Genomic DNA, 26,034 nt, shown 5'->3' on the forward strand with positions numbered 1-26,034 from the left:
AACACTCGGCTACCGGCGCTCAGTATGCCCGGTCGCCACGCCGGGCCATCGCAGGCCGGTCGGGGCGCCGATATGGTTGAGTCGCTTCGTGTGCCGCACAATTGCCCAGCTGGACGGGGATATTGCCGCCTGCCGCGCCTGCCCGCGACTGGTGGCCTGGCGGGAGCAGGTCGCGCGGGAGAAACGGGCGGCGTTTCGTGATGAAAATTACTGGGGCAAACCGGTTCCCGGATTCGGGCCCGAGGATGCCCGGCTGCTGGTGGTGGGGCTCGCCCCGGCGGCGCACGGCGGCAATCGCACCGGGCGGATGTTCACCGGAGACCGCGCCGCCGATGTGCTGATCGCGGCCATGCACGCGGTGGGACTCGCCGATCGGCCCACCAGCCTGCACCGCGACGACGGCCTGCGCTTGCTCGGCGCCCGCGTCACCGCGCCCGTGCACTGCGCGCCGCCGGACAACAAACCCACTCCCCTCGAACGCGATACCTGCCGCCGCTGGCTCGATATCGAACTCGGTCTGCTGGCGCCCACCCTGCGGTCCATCGTCGTGCTGGGCGCGTGGGGCTGGCAGGCGCTCATGCCGGCGCTGATCGAATCCGGTTGGCGGGTACCGAAACCGCGGCCGAAGTTCGGGCACGGGGTGCGGTACCCGCTGGATCCGGTCGCGCCCGGGCGCGCCGAACTGCACCTGTTCGGCTCGTATCACCCCAGTCAGCAGAACACTTTCACCGGCCGCCTCACCCCCGCCATGCTCGAGGCGGTCCTGGGCGATGCGGCCCGGGCCGCGGGGCTGCGCCGGCGGTGAGCCGGGCGCCCGCCGCGCGCCACCCGATACGATGCGGTCGTGAGCAGGGCCGATAACACCACACACGGCAGCGTCGGCTCCCGGGACGCGGCTGCCGCTGCACGAACCGATCAGCCGGAATCCGGCGCGGGCGGTACCGAACCCGCGACCGGCGCGGATGCCTCGTCCAGCATGGTGGCCACGAACGAGCCGGGCGCGCCCGCCCGCGCCAAACGCCGCCGCGCCGACACCCGCCAGCGCCTGCTGGACGCGGCCTTCGACGCCTTCGCCGAGGACGGGCTGGGCCGCACCACCGTCGAGCAGATCTGCGATCGCGCCGGATTCACGCGCGGGGCGTTCTATTCGAACTTCAGCTCCCTGGAGGAGTTGTTCCTCGCCATGTGGGAGCAGCGCTCGGCGCAACTGCTGGAGGGCGTGCGGGCCTTCCTCGACCCCGATATCGATATCGGCGATCCTCGGCAGGCGGTGGAGTACCTGCTCAGCGCGGTCCCGGTGGACGACAAGTGGTTTCGCATCACCTACGAGTTCACCGCGCACGCTTTACGCAATCCGGACCTACGCCGGATGATGGTGGCCCGCGAGGACGCCATCCGCAATGCCCTCATGCCGGTCGCGGTGACCCTGCTGGAGCGCACCGGCCGCCGCGTCCCCGATCCCGGCGCCATGGGCCGCGCCCTGATCGCCGTCCACGACGGCACCGCGACCCAATGCCTGCTGGAACCCGACGACGCCGCCGTCCGCGCCCATCGCACCGACCTGTTCCTGCACGTCGTCGAGGCCTACAGCGAGCCCATCGAACCCTGACCGCCGAACCGCGCCAGCGCCTCGCACACCCGCCGCACGCTGACATCCCGGAACTCCGGCATATCGTGCTCGATCGCATGCAGCACATCGATGGCCGAATCCGTTGCCGCCCAGAAATTCAGCTTCGCGGCCAGCCGGCCATCCAGCTCCAGCCCCCGGCACTCCTGCACGCGCCGAACGAATTCCGCGCCCGCCTCGGGCCACAGATAGCACAGGTCGTAGTCCGGATCCCCGATCTGCGCATCTCCGAAGTCGATCACTCCACTGATCCGATCGCCGGTGAGCAGCAGATGATCCACGCTGATATCCGCGTGGATCAGCGTCGGCGGGTACGCGAAGTTGGCGTCCTCGGCCAGATATCCCTCCCACCGCGCCAGCAGCTCCCGCCCCTCCGCCGCGGGCAGCAAGGGAACCACCTGCGCCCGAATCAGTTCCAGATCCTCCGCGTACTCCGCCCGCATATCGCGTTCTTCGACTTCCAGCTCCCGCGCCCGCTCCACCGGAAACGCGTGCACCTCCGCCATGAACCCGGCAATGGCTCGCGCCGTCTCCTTCTTCTCCAGCAGCCCCCGAGCCCGCCACTCCGCTTCCCCCACCGACTCCCCCGGCACCGCCGGATAAATACAGCACTCCCCCGGCCCGATCGGATTCTCCGCCAGGAAGGCGAACCGCGGAATCTCCAGCGACACCCGCCCCGCCAGCTCCGGCAGCAACCGCGCCTCCTGCGCGATCCCCTCCGCCCCGTCCACCCCCTTCGGCATCCGCACCACGAAATCCTCCGCCCCCACGGTGACCAGCACCGCCACACTCTCCATCCCCTCCCCCAGCATCCGCACCCGCCCCGAGGCCAGCTTCGGCCGCGGCGATCCGGCCAGCATCCCCGCCACCCGCTCCGCCCAATCCCCGACAATCTCCGAATGCGCAGTCATATCCACCCCGCCCATCCTAGGAAAAACCCCCGTCAACCAGCCGATTCGGTCTCCCGCCCAGCCACCTGCTAGAGTCTTCCAACGCAGGCCGGAAACGACCAGCACGGGGCTATAGCGCAGTTGGTAGCGCGCTTCGTTCGCATCGAAGAGGTCAGGGGTTCGATTCCCCTTAGCTCCACACACCAAAGATCCCCAGGCCGTTGGCCTGGGGATCTTTGTGTCTCTTGGCCAGGAGGAGAGCGCGCACATGCCGATGTTCGGACGAGGCGGTGAGCTGAAGGAACTGGCCGCGGATCTCGAGCAGCTGATGCACTGGTTGGACCTGGTGCTGGTCGTGGACTCCGCTGGAAAGATTTTCGATTCCGGAGCCGACCCGCGGAACGAGTCGGCATAGCGGGTCCATTCAGCTCACTACGGGCCGGGCGGGGCGGTCAGGTGGCCAGGGCCGGCCAGAGGGTGGCGGTGAGTTTGTCGGCGAGGGCGGCGCGGGTGGGGGCGTCGTCGCCGCGGAGGAAGGCGCCGAAGTAGGCGCCGAAGACCATGGTGGCGATGGTGCGGGTGTCGATTGCGGGGTGGACGGCGCCGCGGGCTATCAGTTGGCGGAGAACGTTTTCCACTTGGGAGACCCGGGGTTCCACGGCTCGTTCCACCACGTGGGCGAGTAGTTCGGGGACGCGGTCGGCTTCGCTGATGAAGCCGCCCTGCAGGACTATGGCGTCGGGGTTGTGGTAGCAGGGGTCCACGCGTCGAATGGCTTCGGTGAAGGCCTCGCGGGGTTCCATGTCTTCGACCGGGAATGGCGGGGTGGCGGCGGTTTGGGCGCGGAAGCCGTAGTCGAGGGCGTCTATGACCAGTTCGAGTTTGTTCGGCCAGCGGCGGTAGAGGGTGGGGCGGGTGACTCCGGCGTCGGCGGCGATATCGCCGAGGGCCATCTGGGTGTAGCCGTGGGTGACCAGGCGGCGGCGGGTGGCGAGGATGATGGCCTCGTCCACCGCCGGATCACGGGGACGGCCGCCGCGGGGGCCGGACCTGCGGGTCGGCGAGCCCTCGGCGGATTCGGTGCGCTGCGGTGTCATGGCCTCCCCATTCGATGTTGCGTTACACGGCCAGACTGTAACCCTCGATGGTCGGCGGGTGCCCTCGTAGGCGATGGTTGGTGTCGAGTTCGTAGCTGCGGACAGTGGTGCCGGCACCACCTGGCAGCCGATTGCGGGGTGCTCGATGATGGGTGCGTGACCACCGCCCTCTCCCCCCGCCGCACCGAACTCGCGTCCTTCCTGCGCAGCCGCCGCGACCGCCTCACCCCGGCCGAGGTCGGTATGGCGCCCGGAATGCGCCGCCGGACACCGGGTTTGCGGCGGGAGGAGGTCGCCCAGCTCGCCGGGGTCTCCGTCACCTGGTACACCTGGCTCGAACAGGGCCGCCCGATCAATGTCAGCGGCCAGATCCTCGACGCCATCGCCCGCACCCTGCGCCTGGACAGCACCGAGCGCCAGTACCTCTACCGCCTGGCCGAGGTGCCGCTGTCCCCCGCACCGGCCAGCGCCGATCGGATCACGCCCACCGTGCAGGGCATTCTCGACGCCATGACCGGCTACCCGGCGGCCGCCCTCAACAGTCGCTGGGATCTGCTGGGCTGGAATGCCCCCGCCGCCGCGGTCTGGCCGCGGCTGACCGCACCCGACAGCTCCCGGAATGTGTTGTGGGAGCTGTTCACCACTCCCGAGTGCTGCCGCTGCTTCGTCAATCGCGACACCCGGCTGCCCCATATGGTCGCCTCGTTCCGGACCGCGTTCGGACAGCACCTCGACGATCCGGCGTGGACCGGCCTGGTTCGCGAACTCTCCTCCGCCAGTACCGATTTCGCACGTCTGTGGGCCACCCACGACGTGGCGGCGCCCCCGAGTCAGACCATGACCTACCAGCACGCCGCGGCCGGAGAACTCTCGCTGACCCTGACCCGCATGGACCTGCCCGCCATCCCCGAAACCTTCATCACCGTGTGGACCCCGGTCGACGCCCCCAGCCGCGACCGCCTGGACTGGCTGCTCGCCCACGCCGACGCGCCCGCACTCGACCACACCCACTGAACCGGCGAGGGCCGGAATTCCCTCAGTGCCTGGGGAAGAAGGGCAGTTCGATATGGACGCGGTCCGCGGCGGCGAGGATCTGACCGGCGTCATCGACCGGCGGGTGGATGTGCTGGTTGATGCGGATCTTGACGTCCTTGGCCGCCGCACCGCTCGCCATGACCCGGCGGTCCCAGCCCCGGGTGAAGATCGCTCCGGCGGCTCCCAGGTCCAGACAGGTGACGTAAGGGCCGGGGGTGAACTCGCGCAGGGGAATCCGGAGCAGGTCGGCGGCGGCGTTGTAGCCCGCGACCTTGCCCATGGGGGTGGCGTGCTGGCAGGCCTGCAAGACGGTGTGGTCGGCGTCGAAGGGAGCCGCCGCCGTGTCGCCGGCGGCGAACACCTCGGGTAGTGCGCGCAGCCATCGATCCACCGGCACGCGGCCGAGATGGTCGAGTTCATCGGAGATCTGGCGGGTCAGCGGATTGGCTCGCATGCCGGCAGACCAGATCACCGCGTCCGCGGCGACTTTGGTCCCGTCGGACAGGATGGCGTAGTCGTCGCCCACCTCGGTAACGGTCGTGGCGAGCCGGCGTTCGATGCCGAGGGCATCCAGCGCCGCCTCGATCTCGGCGCGCGGCCCCGGGCCGAGTTGGTCACCGACGCACGGTGATCGGTCGACCAGCAGGACCCGGGCCCGGTCGGCCAGTTCGGTCGCGACCTCCAGGCCGACGAACCCGGCGCCCACCACCACGATGGAGAAGTCCTCGCGGCCGCGGAGGTGGTCGGTGAGACGGAGCGCGCCGCCGAGGGTGTCGATATCGAAGAGGCGATCGGCGCCGGGGAGATCACGAGGACGCACGAGCTCGCTGCCCGCGGCCAGCACCAACCGGTCGTACTCGATCTCCCTCCCATCGGCTACCACCGTGCGGCGGTCGGTGTCGATCTCGGTGACCGCCGCACGCAGGTGCTCGACGCCGATCGGGCCGAGAATCCGCTCCAGCCGCACCGTGGCCAGGCCGGGCTCGGGTTCGTACAGCCGCGGCCGCAGCACCAGGTCCTCGTCCGGCGCGATGAGCGTAATGCGCAGGTCCGCGTCCGCACGGGCCAGTGCGGCACCGGCCGCACTCCACACGCCCGCGAAACCGCCTCCGATGATCACAATGTGCGACATCACTGTTCGTCCTCTCCCTGCTCGGCCCGCCGTGATCGGAGGGCTCGGCAGGCAGACAAGACAGCGGCGTCAAATGTGACCGAGCGGGACGAGCTTTTCGGGATTGACCAAGCGGCGGAAGGTCACGATCCGTCCGCCGGCGATATCGATGGTGTCGAGCCAGACCAGTTCGCCGCCTTGATAAGTCGCCAGCGCCGCGCACCCGTTCACCTCGATGATCCGGAACGCCTCGGGACGCCTGATCTCGGTCTGCCGGAGTAGCAGCAGGGCGATGGCGGCGGCGCCGTGCACCGGCCGGCGCGCGGCGGTCACCCGGCCGCCGCCGTCGGCGACATAGACGGCCTCGGGGTGCAGCAACTCGACGAGCCGGGTCATATCTCCCTCGTCGGCAGCCGCTTTGAACGCCCTGAGCACCCGCTCGGTCTCCGCCCGGGATCCCCGGGCCGGCACGTCGGCCCGGGCGATCCGGCTGCGGGCGCGGGACGCGAGTTTGCGGCTGGCGGCCGACGTATTGCCCAGGACTTCGGCAATCCGATCGAACGGAAAATCGAACACATCGTGCAATACCAGCGCGACCCGCTCGGCGGGACCGAGCGTTTCCATGATCACCAGCAGCGCGGTGCTCACCGACTCGTCCAGCAATACCCCGACGGCGGTATCGGGCCCGGTCAGCAGCGGCTCGGGCAGCCAGGGACCGACATAGCTCTCCCGCCGCACCCGCGCCGATTTCAGCACGTTGTACGACATTCGCGCGGACAGGGTCACCAGCCAGGCGCGCAGCTCCCGCACCTCGGACAGGTCCGCGGCGGCGGCGCGCAGCCACACCTCCTGCACCACGTCCTCGGCCTCGGTCACGGTCCCCAGAATTCGGTAGGCCGCACCGAAAACCGCAGGCCGATGCGTTTCCCACTCGGCGTCCGTCATGGCCTGCCCGCCTTCCCGATTCGACGATGTCATCGACAAGACGACGCACACTGTCGTTGTGTGACATCGGTATTCGACGAGCCGCCGAGCCCGGATCGCTACAGTTGGCGGGTGAATATCTGCGTCTTCTTGTCCGCTGCGGATCTCGATGAGCGATACACCGCTCCCGCCCGGGAGTTCGCCGAATTGATCGGCAAGGGCGGGCACACGCTGGTGTGGGGCGGGTCCGATGTGGGGCTGATGAAGGTCGTCGCCGACGGGGTGCAGGAGGCCGGCGGCCGGCTGGTGGGGGTGTCGGTGGAGTTCTTGCGGCACAAGGCGCGGGCGCGGGCCGATGAGATGGTCATCGCCGGGGACCTGGCCGAGCGGAAGGCGCTGCTGCTCGCGCGCGCCGATGCGGTGGTGATCATGGTGGGCGGGACCGGGACCCTCGACGAGGCCACCGAGATCCTCGAATTGAAGAAGCATGGGCTGCATGACAAACCGGTCGTACTGCTGAATACCGCGGGGTTCTACGACGGGCTGCGCGAACAACTCGAGCGCATGGAGGCGGAGAGCTTCCTGCCGCGGCCGCTCGCGGAGTTGGTGCGGTTCGCCGATGACGGGGCCGAAGCGATCGCCTACCTGGAGCGCGCGACCGCGCGGTAACTGGAGCGCGCGACCGCACGATAGCGCGCAAATGCGCCAACTCGGCATGAGCCACAGCGGGATTGGAACGGCTTCGGTAACTTACTCGGGTACGGAGGAGGTATTCGGGTGGAAATCGGTGCGCGGTTCGGAAACCGGCGGATCATTGGCGGGTGGTTGCGTAAGGGCGTTGCCGTCGTCGCGGCGGCGGCGCTGGTATCCGGAATCGGGGCGGCGGTGGCTACCGCAGCACCCGGGTACGGGCCGGTGAAACAGGCCCCGGCGGGCGGATTCGAGGAACTCTGGGTGCCGTCCAGCATGGGGCCGATCAAGGTCCAGGTGCAGTGGGCGTCCCGGGGCGGCAGCGCGGCGCTGTACGTGCTCGACGGGCTGCGCGCGCCGAACGACCACAGTCAGTGGGTCTCCGATACCGACGCGCTGCGCCAGTTCGGGGGCGACAACGTGACCTTGGTGTTCCCCGTCGGCGGGCGCTCCAGCTTCTACAGCGACTGGTACCGGCCCAGCAGCACCAATGGCCAGACCACGAAGTACATGTGGGAGACCTTCCTCACCCGGGAACTGCCGGACTTCCTTGCGGGATACGGCGTCTCGCGCAGCAATAACGGCATTGTCGGGGCGTCCATGGGCGGCAATGCCGCGCTCATCCTGGCGGGCCACCATCGCGATCAGTTCCGTTTCGCCGGATCCTTCTCGGGCTATGTGAACCCGACCTTCCCGGCCTGGAACGAGGGCATGCGCGCCGCCATGCGGGACGAGGGCAATTTCAATGTGGACGATATGTGGGGCCCGGTCGGCGATCCCGCCTGGACGCGCAATGACGCCACCCTGCAGGCCGAATTGCTGCGCGGGCTGCCGATTTACGTCTGGTCCGGCAATGGCGTGCCCGGCCTGCCCGATCTGACCAATGGGCTCGGCAATACCCTCAATGCCATGGGCCTGGAGGCGATGACGCAGACCGCCGCCCAGATCTTCGCCAATCGGGTAGCGGCACTGGGGATTCCCGCGCGCATCGAGATCGGCAATGGCACGCACACCTGGCCGTACTGGGGACAGGCGCTCGCGAAATCGCGCCCGATGATCCTCGACGCGCTCGGCGCGCACTGAGACCGAAGAACGCGAAGAGGCTCCCGGCCAGGACATCCGGCCGGGAGCCTCTCGTCTTGTTCAGCCCGCGATGACGAGCACGCAGGCGCCGATGAAGACCACCTGCACCACCGCCCGCACGGGCAGCGGCATGGTCTTGATGCCACCGACCCGGTAGGCGCGGACATTGGCGGGGAACATGATCACCAGCAGCGCCAGCAGGCAGGCCGCGGCCAGCTCGGGCGCGAGCGGCACCAGCAGCCCGATCGCGCCCGCCACCTCCAGCACCCCGGTCAGCGTGACCCACGCGGCCGGATTGGGGAACCGCGGCGGAACCATGGCGATCAGCCCGCTGCGGCGCGGCTCCAGAAAGTGCGCCGTGGCGGTGAGCAGGAACATGGCCGCCAGCCCGAGCTGCGCGGCATGCGCCCAGGAATCCAGCCACGCGATATCGGCCAACTGGCCGATCAGCCTGGTGACTCCGGTGACGACGACGAGTACGACCAGCGGTTGCATCGGAAACTCCCTGCGGTGAAACGCTCAATCTTGACAGTGGCTAGATTAGGCGCGCACCGTGAAACTTGTCAATGACAAGATTCTCGGCCAGTATCGACCCATGGCGAAAACCGGCTACCACCACGGAGATCTACGGGCGACCATCCTCGCGGCCGCCGCCGACCAGATAGCCACCGAAGGCGTGGACACCCTCTCGCTGCGCGGCCTGGCACGGCGCGCCGGCGTCTCGCACGCCGCCCCCGCCCACCACTTCGGCGACCGCGCCGGACTGCTGACCGCCCTGGCCATCGACGGATTCGGCCTGCTGGCAACGCGATTGGAGGCCGCCGCCGGCGACTTCCGCGAGGTGGCCGTCGCCTATATCACCTTCGCGCTGCACTATCCGGGCCACTTCGAGGTGATGTTCCGCCGCGAACTCCTGCACGCCGACAATCCGGAGCTGACGGCCGCGCGCGAACGCTCCGGCGCCGCCCTGCGCGACGGCGTCACCACCCTGCGCCCCGATGACACGCCCCAGCACCACCGCGACGCACAGCTCGCGGCGTGGTCGCTGGTGCACGGCTTCGCCTCGCTCTGGCACGAGGGCGCGCTCGTCGATTCCAGCCTCGCCGACGACACCCCCGAAGCCCTGGCCCGCCGCATGGTCGCCACCATCGATTTCCGCTGACGGCGGCTGCTGACAAGCTGGTGATCGTGAAATCGAAGGTGGTTCGGGTCGGTGCCGTTGTGCTCGCGGGAATGGCGGCAGCGGCCGGGCTCCTCGGGGTCGCATTGCATTTCAGCCGGTCGTCGGCCGAATTGCTGGTGCTGGCGGCCTCGATGACGCCCTATCTGCTGATCGGCGCGCTGGTCGGCGCGGTCGTGTTCGCGGGGCTGCGGCAGTGGATCGGCGCGGGCGTCGCGATGCTGGTGCTCGGCCTCGGCATATGGACCCAGGCTCCGCTCTACGTCGATCGCGGGAGCGCGGACGGCGTCGCGGTGACGGTGATGCAGGCCAATCTGCTGTTCGACGGGGCTGACCCGCGGGTCCTGGTCGACGAGGTGCGCGAGCGGAAGATCACCCTGCTCACCGTCAACGAACTCACCCCGGCCGCGATCGAGGAGCTCGGGCGCGCGGGACTCGATCAGCTGCTGCCCCACCGGTATCTCTCGCCCGGCCGCACCGCGACGGGCACCGGCATCTGGAGCAGCTATCCGCTGTCCGACACTGTCGAATACGACGGGTATGTGCTGAACCAGCTCTCGGCGACGGCGACCATTCCGGGCGCGGGCCCGGTCACGGTGTACGCCTTCCACCCGGTGCCGCCGGTGTACGGCACCGAGGTCTGGAACGACGAATTGTCCCGCCTGCAAAGAATTCTCGAGCAATCCCCCGCGGATCGGCCCGCCATTGCCGGCGGCGATTTCAATGCCACCTACGACCATGCCCAGTTCCGCCGAATGCTGTCCGGGCGGTTCGGCGATGCCGCCGAGCAGTCCGGGGCCGGGCATCTGGCGACCTATCCGACGGACAAGCGTTTCCCGCCCCTCGTCGGCATCGATCACATCCTCGTCGCCCAGGGTCGCGCGACCGCCGTCGAAACGGTGCCCATGCCCGGCGCGGACCACCGCGCCCTGGTCGCCGAGGTGCGGCTGCGGGCCGCTTAGAGGTTGAAGCCGCCGCCGCAGATCAGCGTCTGCCCGCTGATGTAGTCGGATTCCGGGATGCAGAACAGGTAGACGGCCCCGGCCGCGTCCGCGGGCGTGCCCGCGCGGCCCAGCGGGATCATCTGCTCCATGGCGGCGAGCAGGTTCGGATTCACGCCGATCTTGATCTCCTTGCCCTGCACGTCGATGGTGCTGCCACCGGCGGGCGCCTCGGTCAGCCGGGTCCGGATCATGCCGTAGGCCACCGCGTTCACGGTCACGTTGTAGCGGCCCCACTCCTTGGTCATGGCCCTGGTGAGCCCGAGGACGCCCGCCTTCGCCGCGGAGTAGTTCGCCTGTCCCGCATTGCCTCCCGTGCCGGCCAGCGAGGAGATGTTGACGACCTTGCGGCACGGCACCGGCTCCCCCGCCTCCCGGGCCCGCTTCACCGCCGCGGAGATGACCGGCTGGGCGGCGCGCAGAATCCGGAACGGCGCCTTGAGATGTACGTCGAGAATGGCGTCCCACTGCTCGTCGGTCATCTTCTGGATGACCGAATCCCAGGTGTAGCCCGCATTGTTCACAATGATGTCGAGCCCGCCGAACTCATCGACGGCCGTCTGCACGAAGCGCTCGGCGAAGCCCTCCTCGGTGACGCTGCCGATGCACGAAACCGCCCGCCCGCCCGCGGTTTCGATGGCGGCGAGGGTGTCCTTGGCCGGATCGGCGTCCATATCGTTGACCACCACCGACGCGCCTTCGGAGGCCAGTTTCAGCGCGATCTCCCGGCCGATGCCGCGACCGGACCCGGAGACAATGGCGACCTTGCCATCGAGAGTTCCCATGGGAGAGTTCCTTTCAGAGGAAGTACCCATCCAGTGAACTACACCGACCTCGAGGAGAGAGCTCTCATGGCCCGTATCGCCGTCGTCACCGGCGCATCATCCGGAATCGGCAAGGCCACCGCCGCGGAGCTGGCGAATCACGGCTACCGGGTGATCGGCACCAGCCGGAAACCGGAATCCATTGCCGAGGCCGATCGCATCCCGGGCGTCGACTACCGCGCCCTCGACCTGACCGACGCCGCCTCGATCGACGAATTCGCCGCCGGGCTGGGCACGGTCGACGTGCTGGTCAACAATGCCGGCGAGAGCCAGGCGGGTCCGCTGGCGGAATTGCCCGCCGAGGCCGTGGAGCGGCTGTTCCGGCTCAATGTCCTCGGCCCGGTCGCGCTCACCGGGGCGGTGCTGCCGGGCATGCGCGAACGCGGCTACGGGCGGGTCGTCATGGTCGGATCCATGCTGGGCAGCTTCCCCATGCCCTATCGCTCGTCCTATGTCGCCACCAAGGCCGCGCTGCGCGCCTTCGCCACCTCGGCGCGTTTCGAGGAGTCCCCGTTCGGCGTCTGGATCACCACCGTGGAACCCGGTCAGGTCGATTCCGGCCTGCGCGAGCGCCGCACCAAATACGTGGGCGAGGACTCCCCGCACCTCGGCGACTTCACCCGCTTCATGGCCAAACTCGATGAACAGCAGGCCAAGGGCATCACGCCGGCGAAGGTCGCGGTGACCATCCGCAAGGCGATCGAGGCCGAGCGCCCGCAGCCGCTCTACGCGGTCGGCAGCAATGCCCCGGTGCTGTTCGCGGTGCGCCGCCTGCTGCCGCGCTCGGTCATGGAACGCATCATTGCCGCGTCGATGGGCCTGAAGCGCTGAACGACGGCGCGATTGTCATCGCACCGGCACGGCGGATAGGGCAGGATCGAGACGGCGGCACGGCGTTGGGAGATCGATGATGAGACCCGAACTCGACCGGTGGCGGGCGCGCGGCAGTTATTTCGACCACGGCGGGCATCGCATCTTCTACCGCCGCGAAGGCAGCGGCCCGGCCTTGCTGCTGGTGCACGGCTATCCGTTCAACTCCTATGACTGGCATCGGATCTGGTGCGATCTGACCGCGCACTACGATGTGATCGCCCCGGACATGCTCGGAATGGGCTTCTCCGACAAACCCATCCGGCATCGCTACAGCGTGTTCGAGCACGCCGATATGCACGAGGCCCTGCTGCGGCACTTGGGCATCGAGCACACGCTGCTGCTCGCTCACGATCTCGGGGTGAGCGTCACACAGGAAATGCTGGCCCGCCGCCTGGAGGACCCGGCGCGGTCCCCGGCCATCGACGCGGTGATATTCCTCAATGGCGGTCTTTTCATCGAGGTCTACCGGCCCCGGCTGGTGCAGCGCATTCTCGAGTCCCCCCTGGGCGATGTCCTCGGCCCGCTCACCCCGCGTCCCGTCGCGGCCGCCGCGGTCCGGGAGATGTTCGGCCCCGGCACCAAACCCACCGGCGACGAGATGCGGCTGCTGCTCGAAGTCCTGTTCTCCGGCAACGGCCGATTCGTCAATCACCGGGTCGGCCGCTTCAATGCCGAACGCAAGACCTATCGCGAACGCTGGGGAGAACCATTGGTGCGCAATATCGTTCCCATGCGCCTGATCAACGGTCCGGTCGACCCCAATTCGGGCGCGCATATGGCCGCGCGTTACCGCGAACTCGTGCCCGGCCCGGACATCGTGAGCCTGGACAATATCGGCCACTGGCCGCAGCTCGAAGCGCCGCAGGCGGTATTCGCGGCGGCGCACGCGTTCCTGCGCCGGCACGCCCCGTGAATTCCGTATGGCGGCAAACCATTCGGACAGCGTGAAAGGCGGGCGCGTGGAATACTTCGGCGATATGCACGACAACCCGGAGGATCCGGAGTTAGCGCAGGCCCGGATCTTTCTGGGTGAACTGGAAAGACACATTGCCGCGCTCACGCGGAGAATTCAGACGGCGCCGACCGCCGATGCGCGCCGTGCCCTCAATGCCGAACTCTCCGCGGTGCGCCGCTATGTCGAGCGCCTGCACCGCCGATTTCCCGGAATCACGCCGGCCCGGCCGCCGTCCTGACGACGCCGCCGGATCCGGATTGCCCGGCGCGCTGTGGTCCGCGCTCGCGCCCCCGTTCCGGTGCGACTCCCCGGTGCGCAATGAACCCATCCGCCCCCGATTTGCTGCAAACTAACAGCAAATTCGTGTTCCTCCGTCCGAGGAGTTGCATTCGTGGGCGACGACACCCGCACCAGGCGGGACGTATTGCGCATGGCCGCCATCGGCACGATGGGCGTGGCGCTGGGCGCGGCCGGCGGCGCGTTCGTCACCGATCGGCAGCACGAGGTACGGACGACAGCGGCCGAGGTGCCCGTCTACAGGCGCGAACGCGCCCGGCTCGTGGCCCAGGACATCGTCGGCGTGGACGATGACGGCCGCAATCTGCGGGCGCGGTACCAGAAACTGCTGACCGGAGCCGGACCGCGGCATCAGCCGAACGCGGGCGAGGTCGTCATCGTGGGCGCGGGCGTCTCCGGGCTGGCCGCGGCCTGGATCATGGCGCGCGCCGGCCATCGGGTGCGGGTCCTGGAAGGGTCGGACCGGGTGGGCGGCCGCATCCGCACCCTGCGCGAACCCTTCGCCCGCACCGGCGGGCACGGCGAGGCCGGAGCCATGCGCATTCCCTCCTCGCACACCCTGGTGACCGGCGTGCTGGACAAGCTCGGCGTCGCCACCCGCCCGTTCCTCATGCACCATGCCGAGCGGCGGGTCACCGTCGGCCATGTGTCGGTGACCAGAACCGAATACGACAAGGACCCCGAACCGATCACCGACCTGTTCGGCATCGAGCCGCAGCGCGGCCGGGCCATCCTGGACGACGCGCTCACCCGCACCGGCGTGGGCCCGGGGGCCGGCGTCGACGAATGGGCCGACTACCTGGCCCGCTACGACGAGATGTCGCTGCGGGAATGGCTGCTCGGACAAGGACATTCGGAGGCGCACCTCGACTACGTGGGCTCCACCGAGGGGCTCACCGCCCGCATGGGGTTGAGCATGACGCACAACCTGATGACCGCGTACAACCTCGCGCCGAATACCGAGCTGGTCGAAATCGTCGGCGGCACAGAGGGTTTGACCACCGCCCTGGCCGACGCCGCGCGCACCGCGGGCGCGGACATCCGGACCGGCGCGGAGGTGACCGCCATCGACGGCCGCGGGCACCGCATGCGCGTCACCTACGGCCCGGACGCGGCGACCGTCGACGCCGACCGGGTGCTGGTGACCGCGCCGTTCACGCTGCTGCGGCACATGTCGTTCGAACCCGCCCTGTCCTACGGCAAGCGGCGCGCCATCGCCGAACTGCACTACGACGCCGCGACCAAGACCTTCCTCGAGTTCTCCGAACGCTGGTGGCCCGGCCACGGCGGCACCGATGTCACCGACGCGCCGCCCCGGCTGACCGTCTATCCCTCCCATCCCGAGGGTGCGGGCGGTGTCATCATCGCCTCCTACACCTGGTCCGACGATGCCCGCGCCTGGGACGCACTGCAGCCCGCCGAGCGTGCCGCCGAATGCCTCGACCATCTCGCCGAGGTGCACGGCCCGCGCGTGCGCGAGACCTGGACCGGCGGATTCGCCTCGCACTCCTGGGCTTCCGACCGCTGGGCCGACGGCGAGGCCGCGGTCTACCTGCCCGGCCAGGCCGTCGAGATCGGACCCGACACCCGCACCACGGAAATGGACGGCCGCCTCGCCTTCGCCGGCGACGGCACCTCCACCCGCGGCCGCGCCTGGATCGAGGGAGCGCTGGAGAGCGCCGCCCGCGCCTGCCGCGATCTGGGCGTGCGCGCAATCTGAAACACGGCGCGCCGGGCCGCCGGAACCGCTACCGCGAGGCAATCACCTGTCTAGAGTCCAGGTGTGGCCATCGAATTCCAGTGGACCTACGGCTCCGAGGCGGGCAACTGCTACGCCGAGGAGCTCATGCCCGGCTATGCGACCGCCGACGGCATCGACGATCCGGACCCGGATCTGCTGGGCGCGGTCTGCGCCCGGCGCGACGGGGAGTTGCTCGGCTTCGCCGAAGTGCACGCCACCTCGCCCACGGCCGCCTGGGTACAGGCCGCGTACGCGCCGCGGATCATCCGGGCCATGGTGGCGGGCTACTACGATATGGACCCGGCCACCGCGGAGGAGACGGCCATCATCGGCAAGCTCATCGAGCAGTGCGCCGATTACGCCCGCTCCGAGGGCTATACGGTGCTGCGCTGGGAGGGCCAGAACACCGGCCCCGAAGGCCAGGCCGCCGTCGCCCTCGACGCGCAGACCGCCGCCGAATACGCCCGCACCTGGACCGTCGTTCCCGCCGATTGGCAAGCGCCGCACACTCTTCCGCCCCTCGAACCGGTCAGCACCCTGGCCGACACCGGCGACGGCCCGGAGACCACGCCCCTCGAACTGACCGTCGACACCCCCACCGCCAGCATCAGCGCCGCCATCATGGACAGCGACGCCTACGTCAATATCGGCGAAGCCCTGTCCCACCCGGCCGATATCGACCCGGTCGTGCTCGCCGCCCTGTTCGGCGCCCTCGTCACCGAACTGCGCCGCCAGGCGCCCGGCGTCCGGCTGCTGACCGTCATCGAATTCGACGACGAAACCGCCCGCACCGCACTGGAACTCAGCGGCCTCACCCTCGCCGCGCGATTCGAGAACTACGAACTGCCGCTGACCTCCTGATCCCTCGGTCAGGTGCGCACGATGCCCGCGAGCAACAGCAGGAGCGATTGCAGCGCTTGCTGTTTGGCGGCCTCGGGATCCGCGGCGTGAGCGACGATCAGCGCGGCTTCACTGACCGCGCTGAGCAGCAGTTGCGCGAGCATGGCGATGGGGGCGTCATTGATCAGGCCGGCGTCGCGGGCACGCTCGAGTTGTGCGGTGATGAGGCCCAGGCCGTGGCGGAGTTCGAATTCGCGCCAGGCTTCCCAGCCCAGCACCGAGACGGCGTCGGCCAGGACGATGCGCAGCATATCGGGACGGGTGCAGATCTCCATGAACAGCGCGATGCCCGCGGCCATGCCGCCGAGGACGTCCTCGGGATCGACCGCGGCAATGGCCTGCTCGACCTCGGCGGTGGATTCGAGTTCGATCTCCTCCAGCACCGCCAGGAACAGGCCGCGCTTGTCGCCGTAATGATGGTGCAGCGCGCCGCGGGTCACCCCGGCCGCCGCCACCAGGTCCTGCGCCGAGGTGCTCGCGAAGCCGCGCTCGGTGAACAGCCGACGGCCGGCTGCCTCGAGCGCGGCACGGGTGGCGCGCGAGCGATCCTCTTGGCTACGACGGGGCATGCAGGCGAGTGAACTCCAGGATCGCGCTGGTAAGCAACTCGGGCTGGTCTTCCGGGAGGAAGGTGTAGGAATCGTCGATAAGAGTCAGGGTGGCGTTCGGCAGATCCTTGGCCAACCGCTCGGCGAAGGACACCGGGAAGACCTTGTCCTCCCGCGCCCAGGCCAGCAGCACCGGAATGTCCACCTCGCCGAAATGCCGCGCGGCCTCCAGGGTGTAGCGGCGGTGCAGGGTCTTCAGCACCCGGCGCAGGTCCTTGCGAATGGCCCCCGACCTGCGGCTGGGCAGCAGATAGGAGTCGACGATCTCCGGCGGCGGATTGCGCTTGACGATCCAGCCGAAGGCGAGGGGCAGCCGGTGCAGGGCCCGAATGCGCAGCGCCTCGGTCAGCGGGCGAATGGACCCCGGGATGCGGGCCAGCAGCGGCAGCGCCGTGAAGGGCTGCGGCAGGAAGCCCTCGTAGCTGTCCACCGAGGCCAGCACGACGCGGCCGATGCGGGATCGGTCGCGGGTCAGCAATACCTGGGTGATCGCGCCGCCGGTGTCGTTGGCGATGAGCGTGACATCGCGCAGATCCAGGCGCTCGAGGAACGAGGCGATCAGGTCGGCAAGGCCCGTCGGCGTGAGATCGGCGGTGGGGACCGGGATTTCGTGCGATCCGAGCGGCCAGTCCGGGGTGATGCAGCGGTGGCCCGCCGCGGCGATGCCCGGAACGACCTTGCGCCACAGATCGGCGTTGACGAGGAGGCCGTGCACGAAGACGACGGGCGCGCCCTCCCCGGTGTCGTGGTACCTGATGCGGCCGCCCGGAAGGTCGACTTCGTGGACGCGGCCGAGTGCTGTGCTTGTTGCCATTACTTGCTCCAATGCCGGAGGTACCCGACCACTGTTACATACATACCGTATGTATGTAAATACTCACCCGCCGAGTTGCGCCCGCCAGCGTTCCGCGGACCGGATCAGGTCGAGACCGACCTTTTCCAGGTACTCCCCCATACCGAGCAGCCGGGTGCCCGCCGGTGTATCCGCACCGAGCGAAGCAGCGCCCTCCCGAGCCTTCGCCGCCAGTAGTTCATTGACTTTGGCGACTGCGAGAGTTGTTCTGTACCAAGCAAATTCGTCGATGAAGTAGCGGTCGCGGCGGGTACCGGCGTCGCGCTCGCGATGAATCAGCTCCTGGCCCTCCAGATAACCCACGGCCGCCGAGACCGTCGCGGGACTGACCCGCAAGTGCCGCACCAGATCCGCGGCGGTGACGCTGCCGGAATCGGCGGCGTAGATGCGCGCCAGCACCATGGCGGCCATCTTGGGCATGCCCGTCCGGGTGAACAATTCCCCCAGCTGGGCGCTGAATTCGGCGACGACCTCGGGGCTGCGGCCGAATTGATCCGCGTCGGCGGGCTTTTCGACGCGTTTGACCCGGGGCACCCGCCGCCGCGAGCGCACCACGGTGGCGGCGTGCGCGAGATCCGCGCGATAGCGGCCCGGACCGCCATTGCGGCTCACCTCGCGGCTGATGGTGGAGGTGGGGCGGCCCAGCCGACGGGCGATCTCCGCGTATCCGAGCCCCTGCGACAAACCCGTGGCGATCAGCCGGCGGTCATCGGGCGTGAGTCTTCCACCCGGCATGCGGCACCCCTCCTCCGTCTCGGCTCCCGCGTGCGGCCCCGATCGACGCAACCGCTTCGTTTATTGCAACACAGCACCAACCCGCCTGTACTAGGCTGCGCAATCATTGCCCTGGCAGTGTTACGAAACTTGTTGTCAGTCAAAAGATTTCGAATGCAATCCGACGTATTCGAGCTTGCGAACGCAACGTAGCGTTCGCTATGCCTCGAACAATGGGGCCGCTCCCCGGGGCAGCGCTATAGTTCCCGGGTGACCAGCCCCGACGCCCGAGAACTGCTGCTGCTCGCCGGTGAACGGGCCATTGCCGAACACGGACCCGATGTCGCCCTGCGCGATATCGCCGTCGCCGCCGGACAGCGCAACAACTCCGCGGTGCACTACCACTTCGGCAATCGGGACGGGCTCATCGCCGCCATCATCGAACGCCATCAACCGGCGCTGGAGAACCGCCGCACCGCCCTGCTCGCCGCCCACAAGGGTTCCGGCGCACCGGATTCCGTCGATGTACTCGTCGGCATGCTGATCCGCCCGCTGTTCGATATCCCCTACGCCGCGGGCTCCACGCATTACGCGCGTTTCCTGGAACAGGCCCGCACCCACCCCGCCGTCGGCATCCGCAACCTGCACGACAAGACGGTCTGGCCGGCGACACTGACCCTGATCGACCGCATCTACCGCACCATGCCACCGCTGCCGCCCGCGCTGCGCCGCTATCGCCTCACCGCCATGAGCACCGCCATGTTCGCTCTGCTCGCCGACTACGAGCGGCAGCGGTTCGACACGGCGGCCGAGCGAATCGAGGTGCAGGACAATATCGTTGCCATGCTCGTCGGCATGCTCACCCAGGGGGTCGCGGTCCGCACGTCCGGATAGGGCCGGCGCTCAGAACCTGCGCGCTCCGGTCACCGGCATGTTCTCGATGGGCGAGACCTGCACACCCGATCCGTAGGTGGTGGCGTGAATGACCTGACCGTCGCCGACATAGAGCGCGGAGTGGCCGCCGCCGTAGAAGGAGACCAGATCGCCCGGCTGCAATTCGTCCATGGCGACCGGGGTTCCGGCATCCAGTTGCGAGTAGCTGGTGCGGGGCAGATCCACACCGGCCTGCGCGTAGGACCACTGCACGAAGCCGGAGCAGTCGAAGGAATCCGGGCCGACCGCGCCGGAGCTGTAGCCGGCGCCGAGCTTGGAGTAGGCCGCCTCGACCGCGCGCTCGCCGGTCGTCTTGGGCGCGAGCGGAGCCGGCGCGATGGTGGCGGCATCGGTGACGCCCGGAATTCCGGTCAGCGGGGGCAGGCTGTTCGGCACCGCGAAAACTCCGAGACCCTCGACGGTCACCGAGCGGAATTCCGGAGCCGCGGGCGCGGGCGCGGAGTTGGGGACCGAACCGGTCCGGGGAGCGGGCATCGATTCGGGCAGGGCCGCCACGGGAATGGTTCCGGGCGCGGTCTCGAAATCCGCGGGCGCGCTCGGCATGATTTCCGGGGCGCCGGCCGGAATCGATTCTCCGGGGGTGACAGGAAGGGTTTCGGGTGCGGCGGGTTCCGTGATCGAAACCAGCTGCGGCACCTCGAAATTACCGACGCCCGGAATCGTCACGGGACGGAATTCGATTCCCTCGGGAATATCGAATTGGCCGATACCCGGGACGGTCACCGGCCCGGCCTCGGCTTCACCTGCGGTGAACACCAGCGCCGCACCGACGGCCGCTGTGCCGAGCAAGCCCGTCACCAGGCCCTTCCAGCTCAGTCGCGGAAGAAAACGAACCGACTGTCTGTCACCGATGCTTTCCATGATGCGGTCCTCCGATTCAGCGTGAAGCTCTTCGGTTTCCGTTCATCAATCACGAACATCTCGGTACTCCCAGCAGATCCACGTTGCATGGAACGCCCGTTTTGCATGGGCTGCAACGAATGACACACATGTTATTCATAACGGAATCGTAAACATTTACGGCTGTGTCCAATTGGACACAGCTCGATTTTGGAGAAATGCGCGCGAAACAGCGGAGCAATCCGGGCCCCGCGGTCGGCCCCGTGTGAGACTGATCGCGTTCAAGTGCCCTCCTCATCACCCGGAGGATCAATGACGAATTCCGTTGCACTGCCCGAACTCCCCGACCCCCTCGTGGTCACCCTCGGGAATCTCAAAGGCGGCGTCGGCAAGACGACCTCGGCCTTCTTCCTGGCCTCGTATTTCGCCACCGCCCACCAGCAGCGCGTGCTGGTCATCGACGCCGACCCGCTCAGCCAGACCGGCTACTCCTGGTATCGGCGACTGCAGAAGGCGGAGATCCCGGTCCCCTTCGAACTCATCGCCTTTCCCTCCCGGCACGTCAACGACTGCATTACCGACAATGCCGGGAAATACGACGTCATCATTGTCGACGCCGGCGGTGAATCCGCCGACATCTTCAAAGCCGCCGTCCCGCAGAGCGATGAGCTCATCCTGGTCACCAGCGTGAGCCCCTCCGAGGTCAAACGCGTGCCCAGTACCTACCGGGCCGCCGAGGAGGCCGCCGCGGCGAGCGACCGCGCCATCCGCGTGCGCGTGCTCATGACCAAGGTGCCGGTCACCATGAAGAACGGCGTCAATGTCTCCACCGAATACCGTTCCCAGCGCGGCAATCTCGAAGACGCCGGCTACGACGTCTTCGAGTCCTACGTCAGCGCGTGGAAGTGGTATCGCGAGGCCGCCGACGGCGAGGTCGGCGACGGGGCCGAGAATCCCCTGGAGGATCTCGGCGAATACCGCCAGGTCGGCGATGAACTCATTCAGCCATATCTGGATGCCGCACTGGCCGAGCGGGTTCCGGTGGAGGTGCCCGCCTGATGCCGCCGCAGCGACGCAAGAGCTCCATCGGCGGCACCGCCGCACCCGCGCGCAATCCGCTGGCCGACGAGGCCGAGCACACTCCCCCGGTCTCCCCGCTGCGGGACGCCGAATGGCGGCCGGGCGCAACGCGAATGGACGAACCCGAGAGCGCCGAACCGGCGGCGGCACCCGCACCGGCGCGCACGGTCGTCGAGTCCGCGCCCGCCGATCCGCCGCCCAGCGTGCTGACCATGCCGCTGCCCGCACCCGGCGACGGACCGCTCAGCACCGGGGAACTCGAACAGCTCGAGGTCTGCGAATCCTCCATCGACGCCCTGCGGGTCGCCTTCTGGACCGCCGGGCGCGCGTTGCAGATCGTGCGCGACGGCCGCCTCTACCGGGCCGACCACGCCAGCTTCGACGACTATGTGGAGAAGCGCTGGGATATGCAGCGCTCCTACGCGCACAAGCTGATCCGGGCCTGGCCGCTGGCGGCCCGGCTGCATCCGCTCGCGCCGTCCATCAACGAGGGGCAGATCCGGGAACTGCTCCCGGTCGCCGCCGCCTACGGCGAGGACGCCGCGGTCACCGTCTACACCACCCTCGCCGCCGATGTGAAGGTGACCGCGGGCAAGCTGCGGGAGGCCGTGGCGCTGCTCCCCGACGACTACGACGAGGGCGATGTGGTGGACCGGCTGCGGTCCTGGCTGCGCGGCGACCTGCCCGAGGAGAATTCGCGCACCCCCGATCTGTTCAGCACCGCCGAATCGCGCCTGACCGCCCTCACCCAGAAGGTCGTCAAGGGTTCGACCGACGATCCGGCGGCCGCCCGCGAATTCGCGGCCAAACTCCGGACCATGGCCGAACTCATCGAGAAGCAAATTCCCGTAGCCACGCGGTAGCCCTGGGGTTGCCAGAAGGGCCCGGCCACGGCCGGGCCCTTCCGCTGTTTACACCCCGTTCAGCCACCGTTTCCGCCGCGCGATTGCGATCCACCTCACTCGTTCCGCAATTCGTGATTGCGGGTACAAGCCCTTCCTTCAATAGCAATTAGCTATGCAAACTGGTGCACAGCCGGCTCGTTCCATCCCATCCGAGAAAGCGAGCACTTCATGCGCATCCATCCCCTCGCAGTCGCCGCCACCGGAACCCTCGGCCTGGCCGCCGCCCTCACCCTCGGCGCGGGCACCGCGGCCGCCGTCGCACCCGTCAGCACCGACAACGGCATCGGCCTCATCCTGAATCCCGCCGAGACCGCCGCGCTCGCCAACAGCCCCGTCCCCGGGGCCATCGACGCCCTGGTCCCCCCGACCGGGCATCGCGTGGAAATGGATCCGGAATCACAGCTCGCGCTGCCCGACGGCAGCACCTACGCCAGCGATCAGCAGATCATCGCGGAGGCCGCGGCGCACGGCGGGCAATCCGCCATCGTCGTCCTCAATCCCGCCAGCCCCGTCGATCCGGGCGCACAGGTGCTGATCGCCCAGCACTGGTAGGCACCACGAACACGAAACGGGCGCCCGATTCGATCGGGCGCCCGTTCTCGTGTCAGCGGTTATTCGCCCACCGCACGGCGTTCCCGGCCGCCCGAAGCCCGGGTGCGGGCCGCGCGCGCGGTCGCGGCGTCGAACAGTTCCAGATGTTCGAAGGACGGATCCTCGTCATCGGGTTCGACCAGGACGGCCCGGCGCAGCTGGGTGCGCGCCGACTCGCGGTCGAAGACCGGGCGCTCGGGAGCCCGGCGCGCCTGCTCCTCGTCCTCGGCCTGCCGCTTGCGGCGGCGGGACAGGCGCTCGGCGCGGCGGCGGCGGATGTCCTCCTCCAGCTGCACCTGGCGGCGCAGATAGGCCATATAGGCGACCAGTACGACGCCGGAAAGCGCGCACAGCCACCACAATCCGGCCGAGAGCAGGAACCCGCCCGCGGCGAAGGCCACGGTGCTCAGCACCAGGCCCAGGACGGCGCGCTGGCGGAAGGTGTAGCGGGCCGCGCGGGCAATGGCATCGGCCTCCGGGTCGTAGCCGCCGCGGCCGCGCCGGGTCGGCACGAAATCCTCGTCGTCCTCCTCGGATTCGTCGAGGTCGTCGCGGGCCTCGCGCTCGTCATTCTCGGAGTCCTCGTCGCGCACAGCGGGAATGCGGGCCCGCAGCGGGGCTTCGGATCTGCGGGGCTCCTCCGGCTCCTCGGGTTCGCCGGCGAATTCCGGCTCCTCGGCGAGATCGTCCTCGCGCTGGTCGTCCCGGTCGGATTCGGCTGTCTCGGACTCGGATTCGCTGTCGTCGGCATCATGGTCGAGCTCGGCGGTCTCCGGCTCGGTCTCCGCCGCTTCCGGCTCCCCGGCGGTTTCGGCGCTCACCCCGGCGTCCGCGGTCGCGGAAGTGCTGCTCTCCGTATCACGTTCGCGGGCGGTGTCGAAATCCTCGTCGTCCGATTCAGCTGTGCGGCTGTCGTCCGATCTGGTCATCCGATCCTCCGGATCATCGTGGTGATGCTTCCTGCGAACCGGCACGTAGTCCGGGTCGGTGTCGTGTCCGGTGGCCGGACCTTTTCTGGTGCGTCGCTTGGCATCCCCGCGGTGCAACACCCTGGTGCTCAGCGCGGCCTCGGTGTGCTGACGAATACGAGGATGCCGGTCGGCCAGCATCGGGAACAAGACGAACACCCAGAGCACGACCAACCCGATCCACAAGATCGAATTCGGCATCGTGCTCACACCTCCAGTCCCCGCCAGCAGTATCCCTTCGACGTCATGTGGACACACCACCGACGTGCGTAGGTTAATTCGATGCCTCAGGAATAACCCGCAGGCGCGCCGTCAACACCTGCCACAGTAGTCACACGATTTACATACCGGGTGGATTGTTATTGGGGTGTGTCAAGACTTCGCCGCGCGGCCGGAGCGAATCAACCTGTCCACCACCGTGCCCGAGACTTCCTCCACCGTCATGGCCACCAGCAGATGATCCCGCCAGGCATTGTCCACATCCAGGTAGCGGCGCAGCAGCCCTTCCTCACGGAAGCCAACGTTGCGCAGAACCGCCTGGCTGGCAAGGTTTTCCGGGCGCACCGTGGCCTCCACCCGATGCAGGCCCACCTCGCCGAAGCAATGGTCCAGCCCCAGCGCCAGCGCCGCCGTCGCCACGCCCTGGCCGCTCAGATCCCGGGCCACCCAGTAGCCGATCCACGCCGACCGCAGCGCGCCGCGCACGATATTGCCCACCGTGAGCTGCCCGCCGAAATTCCCGTCGACCTCGATCACCAGCGGAATCATCGCGCCCCGGCGGGCCTCCGCCTTCAGGCTCGACCACAACGACGGCCAGTTCCCGGCATGATTGCGCGCCTCCCAGGCCCCGCGGCCGGTCGGCTCCCACTGCTCCAGATACTCCCGATCCCGGGTGCGGATCCGGCTCCACGCCGCCGCGTCCCGCAATCTGATGGGGCGCAAGGTGACTTGACCAGCGCCCACCCGGACCGGCCCCAGATGCGCGGGCCACCCCGGATGCTGGCCGGCCCGGAAGACGTTCATGTCCATGCCCTACCCGCGCTGCGCGAGGAAAGCGACCCGCACCTCGTCACCGGTGCGCACCTCGGTGACATCCGGATCGATCACGATGAGGCTGTTGGCCTCGGCCATGGTGGCCAGCAGATGCGAGGACGCGCCGTTCGGCCCGCCCAGCGGCTGCACCAGATAGTCGCCGGTCTGCTCGTCCCGCATGAGCTGGGCGCGCAGATAGCCGCGACGGCCCGGAATCGAGGCGATCGGCAGAATCGTGCGGGCCCGCACCACCCTGCGCATGGGATGGCGGCGGCCCAGCGCGATGCGAATGAGCGGCCGCACCATCACCTCGAAAACCACCAGCGCGCCAACCGGATTCGACGGCAGCAGGAAGGTCGGCACCTCATCGCGGCCGAGCAGGCCGAAACCCTGCACCGAACCCGGATGCATGGCCACCCGGGTGATCTCCAGCTCGCCCAGGCCCTCCAGGGCCTCCCGGATCTGCTCCGAGGCCCAGCCGCCGACCGCGCCCGCGATCACCACGACCTCGGAGCGAACCAGCTGGCCCTCCACCACATCTCGCAGCCGCTTGGGATCGCCGCTGACAATGCCGACGCGATTCACATCGGCGCCCGCGTCGCGCGCGGCGGCCGCCAGCGCGTAGGAATTCACGTCGTAGACCTGGCCCGGACCGGGCGTGCGGTCGATATCGACCAGCTCGCCGCCCACCGACAGCACCGACAGCCGCGGCCGCGGATGCACCAGCACCTTGTCCCGGCCCACCGCGGCCAGCAGGCCCACCTGCGCCGGGCCGATAATGGTGCCCGCCCGCACCGCCAGATCACCCGGCTGCACGTCATCGCCTATGCGGCGCACGTAATCGCCGGAACGCACCGGCTCGTAGACCTTGACCCGGGCCCGGCCGCCATCGGTGAAATCCAGCGGCAGCACGGCATCGGCGAGCGTGGGCAGCGGCGCGCCGGTGTCCACCCGGACCGTCTGACGCGGCTGCAGGCGGATCGGCTGCCGGGAACCGGCCGCCACCTCGCCCACCACCGGCAGCGAGAGGTCGACCGCATTGCCGTCCTCGTCACGGATGTTCGCGCCCGCGCCGGCCACGTCCACACTGCGCACCGCGTAGCCGTCGATGGCCGCCTGATCGAAGCCGGGCAGCGGCTGCTCGGTCACCACGTCCTCGGCACACAGCAGTCCCTGGGCCTCCGAAATGGCCACCCGCACCGGCCGCGGCGCGACGGCCGCCGCGGTCACCTTGATCTGCTGATCCTCAACCGAGCGCATG

The 26,034-nt window shown here is 68.8% G+C and carries 30 protein-coding genes and 1 tRNA gene; 18 read left to right on the forward strand and 13 right to left on the reverse strand.

Annotated features, from left to right (window positions below; genetic code table 11):
* Positions 1-88: 88 nt before the first annotated feature.
* The gene (locus tag ACFVIV_RS15075) at positions 89-805 is read left to right on the forward strand and encodes a uracil-DNA glycosylase (protein ID WP_379196474.1); all 717 of its coding nucleotides are present in this window, start codon (positions 89-91) and stop codon (positions 803-805) included.
* A gap of 171 nt (positions 806-976) precedes the next feature.
* Positions 977-1,609 (forward strand): TetR/AcrR family transcriptional regulator, encoded by a 633-nt coding sequence (locus tag ACFVIV_RS15080; RefSeq protein ID WP_379196857.1) that lies wholly within the window; start codon positions 977-979, stop codon positions 1,607-1,609.
* On the opposite strand, the gene ACFVIV_RS15085 is transcribed toward ACFVIV_RS15080, so the two are convergent.
* On the reverse strand, positions 1,585-2,538 hold the full coding sequence (locus ACFVIV_RS15085) for a phosphotransferase family protein (RefSeq protein WP_379196476.1): 954 nt from the start codon (positions 2,536-2,538) through the stop codon (positions 1,585-1,587). The genes ACFVIV_RS15080 and ACFVIV_RS15085 overlap by 25 nt on opposite strands.
* 105 nt (positions 2,539-2,643) lie before the next feature.
* Between ACFVIV_RS15085 and ACFVIV_RS15090 the strand changes: the two genes are divergently transcribed.
* Together ACFVIV_RS15090 and ACFVIV_RS15095 are read left to right on the forward strand one after the other, a co-directional pair.
* A tRNA-Ala gene (locus ACFVIV_RS15090) sits at positions 2,644-2,716 on the forward strand.
* A 69-nt stretch (positions 2,717-2,785) separates the two neighbouring features.
* Positions 2,786-2,932 (forward strand): hypothetical protein, encoded by a 147-nt coding sequence (locus tag ACFVIV_RS15095; RefSeq protein WP_379196478.1) that lies wholly within the window; start codon positions 2,786-2,788, stop codon positions 2,930-2,932.
* Positions 2,933-2,969: 37 nt separating this feature from the next.
* On the opposite strand, the gene ACFVIV_RS15100 is transcribed toward ACFVIV_RS15095, so the two are convergent.
* On the reverse strand, positions 2,970-3,614 hold the full coding sequence (locus ACFVIV_RS15100; protein WP_379196480.1) for a TetR/AcrR family transcriptional regulator: 645 nt from the start codon (positions 3,612-3,614) through the stop codon (positions 2,970-2,972).
* A gap of 156 nt (positions 3,615-3,770) precedes the next feature.
* Here ACFVIV_RS15100 and ACFVIV_RS15105 point away from each other — a divergent pair, with 156 nt between their 5' ends.
* Complete coding sequence (locus ACFVIV_RS15105; protein ID WP_379196482.1) at positions 3,771-4,628, forward strand: helix-turn-helix transcriptional regulator; 858 nt, start codon at positions 3,771-3,773, stop codon at positions 4,626-4,628.
* 22 nt (positions 4,629-4,650) lie between these two features.
* Here ACFVIV_RS15105 and ACFVIV_RS15110 read toward each other — a convergent pair whose 3' ends face one another.
* Entirely contained in the window at positions 4,651-5,781 is a 1,131-nt protein-coding gene (locus ACFVIV_RS15110; protein WP_379196858.1) for an NAD(P)/FAD-dependent oxidoreductase, read from the reverse strand.
* Positions 5,782-5,850: 69 nt separating this feature from the next.
* Positions 5,851-6,738: an RNA polymerase sigma factor SigJ gene (gene sigJ, locus ACFVIV_RS15115; protein ID WP_379196484.1), complete on the reverse strand. Its 888-nt coding sequence runs from the start codon at positions 6,736-6,738 to the stop codon at positions 5,851-5,853.
* Positions 6,739-6,816: 78 nt separating this feature from the next.
* On the opposite strand from sigJ, the gene ACFVIV_RS15120 reads away from it, so the two are divergent.
* Together ACFVIV_RS15120 and ACFVIV_RS15125 are read left to right on the forward strand one after the other, a co-directional pair.
* Positions 6,817-7,353, forward strand: coding sequence for a TIGR00730 family Rossman fold protein (locus ACFVIV_RS15120; protein WP_379196860.1), 537 nt, complete (start codon positions 6,817-6,819; stop codon positions 7,351-7,353).
* A gap of 114 nt (positions 7,354-7,467) precedes the next feature.
* On the forward strand, positions 7,468-8,457 hold the full coding sequence (locus tag ACFVIV_RS15125) for an alpha/beta hydrolase (protein ID WP_379196862.1): 990 nt from the start codon (positions 7,468-7,470) through the stop codon (positions 8,455-8,457).
* Positions 8,458-8,517: 60 nt separating this feature from the next.
* Here the strand turns inward: ACFVIV_RS15125 and ACFVIV_RS15130 are convergent, their stop codons facing one another.
* A complete protein-coding gene (locus ACFVIV_RS15130; protein WP_379196486.1) occupies positions 8,518-8,952 on the reverse strand; it encodes a DoxX family protein in 435 nt (144 codons plus the stop codon).
* Between the two features lie 100 nt (positions 8,953-9,052).
* On the opposite strand from ACFVIV_RS15130, the gene ACFVIV_RS15135 reads away from it, so the two are divergent.
* A complete protein-coding gene (locus ACFVIV_RS15135; RefSeq protein WP_379196864.1) occupies positions 9,053-9,619 on the forward strand; it encodes a TetR/AcrR family transcriptional regulator in 567 nt (188 codons plus the stop codon).
* Between the two features lie 26 nt (positions 9,620-9,645).
* Positions 9,646-10,599: an endonuclease/exonuclease/phosphatase family protein gene (locus tag ACFVIV_RS15140; protein ID WP_379196488.1), complete on the forward strand. Its 954-nt coding sequence runs from the start codon at positions 9,646-9,648 to the stop codon at positions 10,597-10,599.
* On the opposite strand, the gene ACFVIV_RS15145 is transcribed toward ACFVIV_RS15140, so the two are convergent.
* Positions 10,596-11,423, reverse strand: a complete 828-nt coding sequence (locus tag ACFVIV_RS15145; protein ID WP_379196490.1) for an SDR family NAD(P)-dependent oxidoreductase — start codon at positions 11,421-11,423, stop codon at positions 10,596-10,598. The genes ACFVIV_RS15140 and ACFVIV_RS15145 overlap by 4 nt on opposite strands.
* 66 nt (positions 11,424-11,489) lie before the next feature.
* Between ACFVIV_RS15145 and ACFVIV_RS15150 the strand changes: the two genes are divergently transcribed.
* The 5 genes from ACFVIV_RS15150 to ACFVIV_RS15170 all read left to right on the forward strand — a co-directional run bounded on the left by ACFVIV_RS15150 (position 11,490) and on the right by ACFVIV_RS15170 (position 16,189).
* Positions 11,490-12,293 (forward strand): SDR family oxidoreductase, encoded by an 804-nt coding sequence (locus ACFVIV_RS15150; protein ID WP_379196866.1) that lies wholly within the window; start codon positions 11,490-11,492, stop codon positions 12,291-12,293.
* Positions 12,294-12,372: 79 nt separating this feature from the next.
* Positions 12,373-13,248, forward strand: coding sequence for an alpha/beta fold hydrolase (locus ACFVIV_RS15155; protein WP_379196868.1), 876 nt, complete (start codon positions 12,373-12,375; stop codon positions 13,246-13,248).
* A gap of 46 nt (positions 13,249-13,294) precedes the next feature.
* Positions 13,295-13,528: a hypothetical protein gene (locus ACFVIV_RS15160; RefSeq protein ID WP_379196492.1), complete on the forward strand. Its 234-nt coding sequence runs from the start codon at positions 13,295-13,297 to the stop codon at positions 13,526-13,528.
* 153 nt (positions 13,529-13,681) lie between these two features.
* Positions 13,682-15,307 (forward strand): flavin monoamine oxidase family protein, encoded by a 1,626-nt coding sequence (locus tag ACFVIV_RS15165; protein ID WP_379196494.1) that lies wholly within the window; start codon positions 13,682-13,684, stop codon positions 15,305-15,307.
* Between the two features lie 63 nt (positions 15,308-15,370).
* Complete coding sequence (locus ACFVIV_RS15170; protein WP_379196495.1) at positions 15,371-16,189, forward strand: hypothetical protein; 819 nt, start codon at positions 15,371-15,373, stop codon at positions 16,187-16,189.
* 8 nt (positions 16,190-16,197) lie between these two features.
* Here the strand turns inward: ACFVIV_RS15170 and ACFVIV_RS15175 are convergent, their stop codons facing one another.
* From ACFVIV_RS15175 to ACFVIV_RS15185, 3 genes are all read right to left on the reverse strand, one after another.
* Positions 16,198-16,797 (reverse strand): TetR/AcrR family transcriptional regulator, encoded by a 600-nt coding sequence (locus tag ACFVIV_RS15175; protein WP_379196497.1) that lies wholly within the window; start codon positions 16,795-16,797, stop codon positions 16,198-16,200.
* Positions 16,784-17,650, reverse strand: coding sequence for an alpha/beta fold hydrolase (locus ACFVIV_RS15180; RefSeq protein ID WP_379196499.1), 867 nt, complete (start codon positions 17,648-17,650; stop codon positions 16,784-16,786). Before ACFVIV_RS15180 ends, ACFVIV_RS15175 begins: the two co-directional genes overlap by 14 nt.
* A 63-nt stretch (positions 17,651-17,713) precedes the next feature.
* Positions 17,714-18,424, reverse strand: a complete 711-nt coding sequence (locus ACFVIV_RS15185) for a helix-turn-helix domain-containing protein (protein ID WP_379196501.1) — start codon at positions 18,422-18,424, stop codon at positions 17,714-17,716.
* Between the two features lie 249 nt (positions 18,425-18,673).
* On the opposite strand from ACFVIV_RS15185, the gene ACFVIV_RS15190 reads away from it, so the two are divergent.
* The gene (locus tag ACFVIV_RS15190; protein ID WP_379196503.1) at positions 18,674-19,297 is read left to right on the forward strand and encodes a TetR/AcrR family transcriptional regulator; all 624 of its coding nucleotides are present in this window, start codon (positions 18,674-18,676) and stop codon (positions 19,295-19,297) included.
* 9 nt (positions 19,298-19,306) lie between these two features.
* Here the strand turns inward: ACFVIV_RS15190 and ACFVIV_RS15195 are convergent, their stop codons facing one another.
* A complete protein-coding gene (locus ACFVIV_RS15195; RefSeq protein ID WP_379196505.1) occupies positions 19,307-20,218 on the reverse strand; it encodes a C40 family peptidase in 912 nt (303 codons plus the stop codon).
* 291 nt (positions 20,219-20,509) lie between these two features.
* Between ACFVIV_RS15195 and ACFVIV_RS15200 the strand changes: the two genes are divergently transcribed.
* The 3 genes from ACFVIV_RS15200 to ACFVIV_RS15210 all read left to right on the forward strand — a co-directional run bounded on the left by ACFVIV_RS15200 (position 20,510) and on the right by ACFVIV_RS15210 (position 22,734).
* Positions 20,510-21,256: a ParA family protein gene (locus tag ACFVIV_RS15200; protein ID WP_379196507.1), complete on the forward strand. Its 747-nt coding sequence runs from the start codon at positions 20,510-20,512 to the stop codon at positions 21,254-21,256.
* Complete coding sequence (locus tag ACFVIV_RS15205) at positions 21,256-22,140, forward strand: hypothetical protein (RefSeq protein WP_379196509.1); 885 nt, start codon at positions 21,256-21,258, stop codon at positions 22,138-22,140. The genes ACFVIV_RS15200 and ACFVIV_RS15205 overlap by 1 nt, the downstream gene beginning before the upstream one ends.
* 210 nt (positions 22,141-22,350) lie before the next feature.
* Positions 22,351-22,734 (forward strand): hypothetical protein, encoded by a 384-nt coding sequence (locus ACFVIV_RS15210; RefSeq protein WP_379196511.1) that lies wholly within the window; start codon positions 22,351-22,353, stop codon positions 22,732-22,734.
* Positions 22,735-22,793: 59 nt separating this feature from the next.
* Here the strand turns inward: ACFVIV_RS15210 and glpR are convergent, their stop codons facing one another.
* The 3 genes from glpR to glp form a co-directional block, all read right to left on the reverse strand.
* Positions 22,794-23,942 carry a gephyrin-like molybdotransferase receptor GlpR gene (glpR, locus tag ACFVIV_RS15215; protein WP_379196513.1) on the reverse strand — a complete coding sequence of 383 codons (1,149 nt, stop codon included), beginning with the start codon at positions 23,940-23,942 and terminating at the stop codon, positions 22,794-22,796.
* A 171-nt stretch (positions 23,943-24,113) separates the two neighbouring features.
* Complete coding sequence (locus tag ACFVIV_RS15220) at positions 24,114-24,764, reverse strand: GNAT family N-acetyltransferase (protein ID WP_379196515.1); 651 nt, start codon at positions 24,762-24,764, stop codon at positions 24,114-24,116.
* A gap of 9 nt (positions 24,765-24,773) precedes the next feature.
* Positions 24,774-26,033, reverse strand: a complete 1,260-nt coding sequence (glp, locus tag ACFVIV_RS15225) for a gephyrin-like molybdotransferase Glp (RefSeq protein ID WP_379196517.1) — start codon at positions 26,031-26,033, stop codon at positions 24,774-24,776.
* Position 26,034 lies beyond the last annotated feature (1 nt).

The sequence above is a fragment of the Nocardia sp. NPDC127526 genome, assembly GCF_042672265.1.
Classification (GTDB): domain Bacteria; phylum Actinomycetota; class Actinomycetes; order Mycobacteriales; family Mycobacteriaceae; genus Nocardia.

Bases quoted from the DNA above. Each gene is read 5' to 3' on its own strand.
- ACFVIV_RS15080 (WP_379196857.1), top strand. From the start codon at position 977: ATGGTGGCCACGAACGAGCCGGGCGCGCCCGCCCGCGCCAAACGCCGC.
- ACFVIV_RS15085 (WP_379196476.1), bottom strand. From the start codon at position 2,538: ATGACTGCGCATTCGGAGATTGTCGGGGATTGGGCGGAGCGGGTGGCG.
- ACFVIV_RS15095 (WP_379196478.1), top strand. From the start codon at position 2,786: ATGCCGATGTTCGGACGAGGCGGTGAGCTGAAGGAACTGGCCGCGGAT.
- ACFVIV_RS15100 (WP_379196480.1), bottom strand. From the start codon at position 3,614: ATGACACCGCAGCGCACCGAATCCGCCGAGGGCTCGCCGACCCGCAGG.
- ACFVIV_RS15110 (WP_379196858.1), bottom strand. From the start codon at position 5,781: ATGTCGCACATTGTGATCATCGGAGGCGGTTTCGCGGGCGTGTGGAGT.
- sigJ (WP_379196484.1), bottom strand. From the start codon at position 6,738: ATGACATCGTCGAATCGGGAAGGCGGGCAGGCCATGACGGACGCCGAG.
- ACFVIV_RS15130 (WP_379196486.1), bottom strand. From the start codon at position 8,952: ATGCAACCGCTGGTCGTACTCGTCGTCGTCACCGGAGTCACCAGGCTG.
- ACFVIV_RS15135 (WP_379196864.1), top strand. From the start codon at position 9,053: ATGGCGAAAACCGGCTACCACCACGGAGATCTACGGGCGACCATCCTC.
- ACFVIV_RS15145 (WP_379196490.1), bottom strand. From the start codon at position 11,423: ATGGGAACTCTCGATGGCAAGGTCGCCATTGTCTCCGGGTCCGGTCGC.
- ACFVIV_RS15150 (WP_379196866.1), top strand. From the start codon at position 11,490: ATGGCCCGTATCGCCGTCGTCACCGGCGCATCATCCGGAATCGGCAAG.
- ACFVIV_RS15155 (WP_379196868.1), top strand. From the start codon at position 12,373: ATGAGACCCGAACTCGACCGGTGGCGGGCGCGCGGCAGTTATTTCGAC.
- ACFVIV_RS15175 (WP_379196497.1), bottom strand. From the start codon at position 16,797: ATGCCCCGTCGTAGCCAAGAGGATCGCTCGCGCGCCACCCGTGCCGCG.
- ACFVIV_RS15180 (WP_379196499.1), bottom strand. From the start codon at position 17,650: ATGGCAACAAGCACAGCACTCGGCCGCGTCCACGAAGTCGACCTTCCG.
- ACFVIV_RS15185 (WP_379196501.1), bottom strand. From the start codon at position 18,424: ATGCCGGGTGGAAGACTCACGCCCGATGACCGCCGGCTGATCGCCACG.
- ACFVIV_RS15195 (WP_379196505.1), bottom strand. From the start codon at position 20,218: ATGGAAAGCATCGGTGACAGACAGTCGGTTCGTTTTCTTCCGCGACTG.
- ACFVIV_RS15200 (WP_379196507.1), top strand. From the start codon at position 20,510: ATGACGAATTCCGTTGCACTGCCCGAACTCCCCGACCCCCTCGTGGTC.
- ACFVIV_RS15205 (WP_379196509.1), top strand. From the start codon at position 21,256: ATGCCGCCGCAGCGACGCAAGAGCTCCATCGGCGGCACCGCCGCACCC.
- ACFVIV_RS15210 (WP_379196511.1), top strand. From the start codon at position 22,351: ATGCGCATCCATCCCCTCGCAGTCGCCGCCACCGGAACCCTCGGCCTG.
- glpR (WP_379196513.1), bottom strand. From the start codon at position 23,942: ATGCCGAATTCGATCTTGTGGATCGGGTTGGTCGTGCTCTGGGTGTTC.
- ACFVIV_RS15220 (WP_379196515.1), bottom strand. From the start codon at position 24,764: ATGAACGTCTTCCGGGCCGGCCAGCATCCGGGGTGGCCCGCGCATCTG.
- glp (WP_379196517.1), bottom strand. From the start codon at position 26,033: ATGCGCTCGGTTGAGGATCAGCAGATCAAGGTGACCGCGGCGGCCGTC.